At 31.5% G+C, this 7,249-nt stretch carries 4 protein-coding genes and 1 pseudogene; all 5 read right to left on the bottom strand.

The annotated features are described in order from the left end of the window. Positions 1 to 250: 250 nt before the first annotated feature. A complete protein-coding gene (locus AACQ14_RS23160) occupies positions 251 to 2,809 on the bottom strand; it encodes a transglutaminase domain-containing protein (protein ID WP_339365922.1) in 2,559 nt (852 codons plus the stop codon). A gap of 24 nt (positions 2,810 to 2,833) precedes the next feature. Then, positions 2,834 to 3,583: a copper homeostasis protein CutC gene (locus tag AACQ14_RS23155; protein ID WP_339365921.1), complete on the bottom strand. Its 750-nt coding sequence runs from the start codon at positions 3,581 to 3,583 to the stop codon at positions 2,834 to 2,836. Position 3,584: 1 nt separating this feature from the next. Then, entirely contained in the window at positions 3,585 to 5,021 is a 1,437-nt protein-coding gene (locus AACQ14_RS23150; RefSeq protein WP_339365920.1) for a leucyl aminopeptidase, read from the bottom strand. Positions 5,022 to 5,040: 19 nt separating this feature from the next. Beyond that, the gene (locus AACQ14_RS23145) at positions 5,041 to 7,041 is read right to left on the bottom strand and encodes an alpha-amylase family protein (protein WP_339365919.1); all 2,001 of its coding nucleotides are present in this window, start codon (positions 7,039 to 7,041) and stop codon (positions 5,041 to 5,043) included. A gap of 28 nt (positions 7,042 to 7,069) precedes the next feature. After that, positions 7,070 to 7,249: pseudogene (locus AACQ14_RS23140) on the bottom strand (carbohydrate ABC transporter permease); the annotation flags it as partial.

Below are 7,249 nucleotides of genomic sequence, written 5' to 3'. Positions count from 1 at the left end.
GATGGCTTATTTTATATATAGGCAAAACCTTATTATCTAACCAGTTCATATTGTTTTTAATATACAAACTCACAAAAAAGTACTACAACATTATAAACTCCAGAATTTTAGATATTGAAATACTTACTAGATTAGGTAAGATAGAATCTACCTACTAATATAGCTAAACACACAGATTCTTCTCTTCTTACCAATATTAATGCCTTATGAACTGTATATTATAAATCATATTTATATAATAAAATATAATTTATATCGCTTCTATTATTTTAATTATCAGATCAGATAATCCAACGTTATAGCCGCTGAATGCATATACTACATTTAGACCTTTATTGGTTAATAGAATCAATGGTAATTTGTCAGGGTCAACGTATACTCTTCTGGCTATAGGTGAGGCATTAGCAGCTGATTCATCATAATAGATTTGTATGTCAGGATATACTTCTAGTGTTTTATTTAGTGTAGTATTCGTTAAGGCTTCTTTATTCCTTAATACAAAGATGATGTTGCAGGGTAGCTTATTTAATACATCTTGATGTTCCAGCATTTCATTTAGGACATGTTCTGTAGGCTCTTTGCCTTCTTCTATCCAGATGATGATATTTTTTGTATCACCTAGTATATTACTTGCTACTATTCTATTGTTATGTTTGTCTGTTAACTTGAAATCATTGATTTCAATATTTTTGAACATATCTTCTAATTTACCTTGGCGTAAGGAAATCCCTAATTCTTTTTCAACAAATAGTATGAAACAGTATTTCTTTGAGAAGATACTTCCATTTGGCATTCTATTAGATGTTATGATTCTATAATTTCCTGGTTCCAAGTCTAAGGTAAGCTTGTTATTAACCCACTTCCTGTCAACAAGATCAAGGGTTTCATAAACTCCATCATTTAATTTGGCTATAGTGAAGTTCAACCAATATTTCCAGTTGGTATTATCCTCGTTAATAAGAGTTAGTTTGATAAGACTCTTTTGTAATATATGATTAACGTTAATAAATATATCTTCTGTATAGTATTGCAATTCAAGATTTTCTTTGTCTATTCTTGCAGGAATACCTAGTGTACGACAAATAGCAACGAAAAGTATTTTCTTGGACATGATGTTCCCTTTTTTAAGCTTAAGCAAGTCCACTGGATTTGTGGTAAGTGGGTTATATTCTAATTTTGGTAGTTCAGTAATGTATGTATCTATATAATCCCATATGCTCATTGGGTGTTCAATAAATCTCTTTTTTGTGTTTTCGTCAAAATAATCTAATATGAATTTTCTATAATTGGTAATCATCTCAAAATGTACTCTAGGATTCATAATATAATTTAGGTATATCTCTTCTGAATAGTTGTTTTTGTATCCAACAGAATATATTAGATGTTCCTTTAGTTTATTGTTAGTGATATCTGTGTAATCTTTATTAGAAATACTAGTTAATAGTTTTATTTTATCATCTATAGAGCAATCTATATTGCTGTCAATGAATGCTTTGATTTCTTGGTAATTACCCTTAGATTTTATAAAAATATCTTTTAGACAATCATTCTTATAATTATTTTCATTCATTAACTTTGATATATTATCATGGGTGATGAAATTGCTTTCTTTTTCTTTTCGTTCATCATTACATTGTGCGAAACGTTTTTTACCCAATTCTTTTTCATTATCTGTCAGACTTATGGCATATTTCATGTTATCAATGGGTGGAACGATATCCATATCCTCAACTACTACTTCCTCTATTATAGAATCATTCCATGAGAGGACTATCTCATTTTGTTTTCTGGTATCGACAAGTTTATTAATGAATCTATTATCCTTGACAGCATGAATATAGATATCTCCAAGTCCTAGTGTTACTCTAGCTATTCCATCATTATTGGTAATAACCGTAGCTACAGGGTAGAACTCAGAATAATTAAGTACTTCAAATCGAACTTTCACTTTATCTATAGGTTTATCATTAGAATCTACTATTCTAACAACTAATTTTTTGGTATCTGCGTAGTTTTCTATACTATTAACTAGAGCTGCTTTATCATTTTTAGATATCAATTCTTCATCAACTATCTGATTCACATTATTCATAGAAGTAAATATTCTGCTGTTAATGAGCATTGCTCTAGATGCTGCAGCTGTAAACCATCCTATATTTAGTGAAGGTTCTGGTTCACAGGCTCCAAGATAATTCCACTTACCATCACACCATACTTCTACCCAAGCATGATTATCGTCGCAGTGTGACCATCTAGGTACGTACACCTGTCTAGCTGGAATTCCAACACTTCTAAGGGCTGTAACTGTAAAAGTGGATTCTTCTCCACATCTACCGTAAGCCGATCTTAAAACCGTAAGAGGAGAAGCTGTTCTTTCGTCAGTTGTTTGATATGTGGCTTGTTCCAAACACCAGTAATTGACTTCAATTACAGCTTCAATCATATCCTTGTCTTTTATTCTATCAATAAGATTATTATAGAAAGTATGTCTACAATCTTCTATATTCTCATTATTTATACGATAGAACATCACATACTTAAGGAATATGTTAGCTGGTATTTTCTCCCCCCAAGGCATATTCTCTTTTAGAAAAAGTCCATGTCTTACATAACTTAAATATATGTCAAAGCTATAATTTGCCATATCGCTAAGAGGCATACATGTATATAAGAACTTAATGCAATACTGTTCTATTTCGTTACATCCATCTAACCCTCTTTGTATTTCTTGTTTCTTATATTCTATAAGTTTTAGAACTTCTTCAAAATCAGCATCAATAGTTTTCTTAAGTTCATTAGAAAACAACATATATAACACCTTCTTTTAATATTTTTAATTGCTTATAAGTTTTTCCAAGATATCTTTTACATATGATATTTTTGTGGAGCTTGTCTGCCATATACTATATTCACTTAATGAGGCAATACCCATGCTTACCTCTTCTTTTCTGTATTCCATAGAACTATTTATTACCTCTTTACCAGACATATGATATGAGGTAGCTCCAGTAAATTTATACATTTCTTCTATTATTTCTGCCTTAACACCACCACCGATAAGAATATCTACTTTGTCATTAGACTTATTAACTAACTCTCTAATTAGTTCTTTCCCTTCGTAACAATCATTCTTCTGTCCTGATGTTAGAATCGTATTGATTCCTAACTGTTTTGCTTGTTCTAAGGCTTTTAAGGGTTCTTTACACATATCAAAAGCACGATGTAATGTTATATGCATTCCTTTTGCAATATGGATCAACTCACTCATTCTATCTATATCTAAAGTTCCATCAGGCTTAAGTACACCTATTACTACTCCATCTGCACCTGCTTCCTGAAACATTTTAACTTCTCTTTTAATTACTTCAAATTCATTATCTGAATAACAAAAATCTCCAAATCTTGGACGAATCAGCACATTAATCTTTATATTAGTATGTTCTTTTACCGCATTAAAAAGATTAATACTAGGGGTTGTACCACCTATAATTAGATTACTGCATAATTCAAGACGGTTAGCACCACCTTTTTCTGCTTCTATAGCTGATTCTACTGAATCTACACAACCTTCAAGAATATACATCTTATTCGTCTCCCATTCCAAATAAAAAGTAAAGTGATGTAACAGCTGCACCTGTAGCACCTTCAGATTGATACTGGAATACTGGTGGATTCACCCATGCAGTACCAGCTATATCCATATGAATCCATGGCAGTTGCTCTGCAAAACTTCCAATAAACAATCCTGCTGTTACTGTACCTAGATAATCCTTACCCATATTTTTAATATCTGCAATATCGCTTTTTAACATATCCCTATACTCATCATATATAGGAAATCTCCAATATTGTTCTCCTGATTTTTCAGAGGCTTTTATTAATTTATCATAAAACTCTGTGTTATTAGTCAATACCCCTGTTGTTGTAAATCCTAATGCTGCAACAACAGCACTAGTAAGTGTTGCAATATCTATTACTTTATCTATACCTTCAACTTTTATACCATATGTAATTGCATCTGCAAGAATCAATCTTCCCTCTGCATCTGTATTTATTATCTCTATTGTCTTACCTGACATAGAATCAATTACATCTCCAGGTATATAACTTTCCCTTGAAATACGATTTTCACAAGCCGGGATAATTCCCACAACATTAGTCTTAACTTTATTCATTGCCAATCCATATATAGCTCCTATAACCGCTGCTCCACCAGCCATATCACCTTTTATGCCACCCATTGTATTACTGGCTTTTAAACAATATCCTCCTGTATCGCAGGTAACACCTTTTCCAACTAATCCAGCAACCTTATCACTTGTAGAATCGCCATTATAACGCATTACAATTAATTTTGGTGAATTACCGCTACTACTGCCAACCGTTAGAAAAGCCTTCATATTCAACTCTTCTAATTCATCTTCTTCAAGAATCTCTACTTCAAAACCAGCTTTATCACCCAATAATATGACTTCCTGTGACAACAATTCAGGGGTTAATCTATTAGCCGGTGCATTAACCAAATCTCTAGCTGCAATGATGCCATCTACTATATTCTCTGCTTTTTGTATTATTTCTTTTACCTGATTAGTATCCTTATGGATTCCTTGAAGAAAAACACTGTAATCATAATCTTTTTTATTAGTCTTATAACCATAGAATTCATAATTACCTAATTTGATACCTTCTACTAAGTGGAATAAACATTGACTATCATACCTTTGGATGAAAGGAGTAATGTCTATCCCATATTCCTCTATACCTGTTTTCTTCATCTGTTTTACGCTTTTGGCTACAACAGATTTTAATTTCTTCATATCAAAATCATGGTAACCACCTAAACCAACAATAACATAGAATTTATTATATATATATACATTTGTTACTGAATACAGCTTACCTTCTAAAGTGCTAGATAGATTTCTAGCTTCTAACACTTCATCTGGTATATAACTTGAATCATCTTCGTATAAAAAAATAACCTGCCCTTTGTAATCTCTTCTTTCACTAACACTTATCATATGGCTTCACCAGTTTGTTTTATTTATATTCTATACAGAACATCTCATGCCCTTCAATCCTATCTGCTGTAAATAGAATATAATTACCTTTCCTTTTATATTCAATAGTTTGCTTATCAGAAATATTAAAGATGTCAGCAATTTCTTTATCTCCTACAAAAACTTGGAATGATATATTAACTAGAGGAATGATATCTTCAATAGTATATAGATTTTCAGCCCTTTTTTCTGCTATATAATGTAATACATGAAGAATATCTCTGTTTTCTTTACACTGGTTATTCATTGTAGTTACTATTGTAGACGGTCCATTATGCTCAACATACTTTTCATCTAACAACAATCCTATTGCATCTTTAATTATCATTTTACACCATATAGGACTATACTGTCGATATGTTTTAAATATAGGGTGAGAAAAATATATTACATTATCTTTTCTTGTTACTGCTGGATATCCTTTTTCTCCTGAAGATGGCGTATGCTGATGTGAACAGAATTTTTTACCTTCTCTATTAAAGTAAGGTTTTATAGTATTCATAAGTATCATACTATCTGTTGCTTCAACTTCTGCTCCTCGCAGATACATAACATATTCTTCTTCAAATAAATCCTTTCCGATAAGATTATTAGGATAAATAAAATCTCTATAATATGGAGATTCCTGTCTATAAGATACACCATACAGATTACCAGTACCATTTGTTGTATCTATACATGAATGATAACTTCCTATAACTTTTCCACCATTACTTATATATTCTTTCAAAATGTTTTCTAATCTAGGTGAGTAATCGATAGCATCTGGTAATATTACAAGTTTATATTTTAATAAATCAGTTGTACTATCTATGATATCAAATTGGTATGATAACTCTTGTAACATTCTTACAGTTCCTACTAATGCAGGTGGCAAACCTAAATCATGGTCTTTTGCTGTATAATATTCTTCTGGCGTCATAACGGCTATTTCTGTTAATGCCTTAGCACCTATACAGTATGGCTCTTTTTCTTCAACTTGTTTATACACATGTCCAATTAAATCATAAGCTCCAGCTGATAATTTTCCTCTTGGATCAAGCTGATCCCCGATAGAACATCCTGCATTCATTGATAACATTTGAAAACATTCAAATTCAAGGGCTGCTTTATTTTTTAAGGAATGAAAATCTCCCCAATAAGTATGGAATTTTCCTGTCATCCCTAGAATCTCTTTACCCAAATTCCTTGCATATCTTACAGTTGTAGGAAAATGCATATAACCCCATCCACCACTTGGTAATGATTCCAATTCAAGATGAGAATACTCCTTCAAACTATCTTTTAATGCTGGTCCAACATGAGAACTATTATAAAAAATGCCAGTACCTGGTACTCTTTCGTTAATAAAATTCGTTATTTCACTCTTGAACTCATGTAACATTTCTAGTGAGTATGCAATTCTATCTGTTTTTTCTTTTGGATTAAATCCTAATTTAGTCATTTTCTCAACGCATTTTGGACAATGACAATCAACTTTGAATAAAATATCCATAAAAAATCCATCAATGTTATCAACACCAACCACATCAATAATATCTTGTAAATGATTTTTAAAATATTCTCTATAACCACTGTTAAGACAAATTGTGTAATAAAAATGAGGTTCAGGTACGTCTTGACTGTTAATATAATTTCCTTCTTCATTAACCGCCAGCCATTCTGGATGATTTCTCGCAACATACCCGTCCCATTGTACGGTTGTATAAATAGGTGCTTTTATATCATACTTATGACAAGCTTCTATTTGCTGTAGTAATAAATCTTTTTTAGTAAGACTTGGATGTATCATTTCTGGTTGTAACTTAGACGGATAGTAAAGATATCCATGATGGCATCTAGCAAAGCATGTAATAGAATTAATATGTGCATCCTTCAAAGTTTTTGAAAAATCATCTGCATTAAAATTCTCAGCTACACTTGGAATATATTCACTTGTATGAAAATCCAGGTGGATTTGTCTATATCTTAATTTGTTCATACTATTCTCCTCCAACAACATTTTTATATTATTCTTTTACAGCTCCAGCTGCAAGACCACTCTCGACTTTCTCTTGAAATAATAAATAGATTATAAGTGGAATTAATACAGTTATAACAATAGCAGCCATTAATGGTCCATATTCAGAACCTCTTTCCCCATTAAAATTAAGTAATCCAAGAGAAATTGGTTTTAATTTATTATTATT

Origin of the sequence: Vallitalea maricola (genome assembly GCF_036985595.1) — a bacterium.
GTDB lineage: Bacteria > Bacillota > Clostridia > Lachnospirales > Vallitaleaceae > Vallitalea > Vallitalea maricola.
Note: the sequence above shows the minus strand (reverse complement) of the source record. Positions and strands in the feature narration are given on the sequence as shown.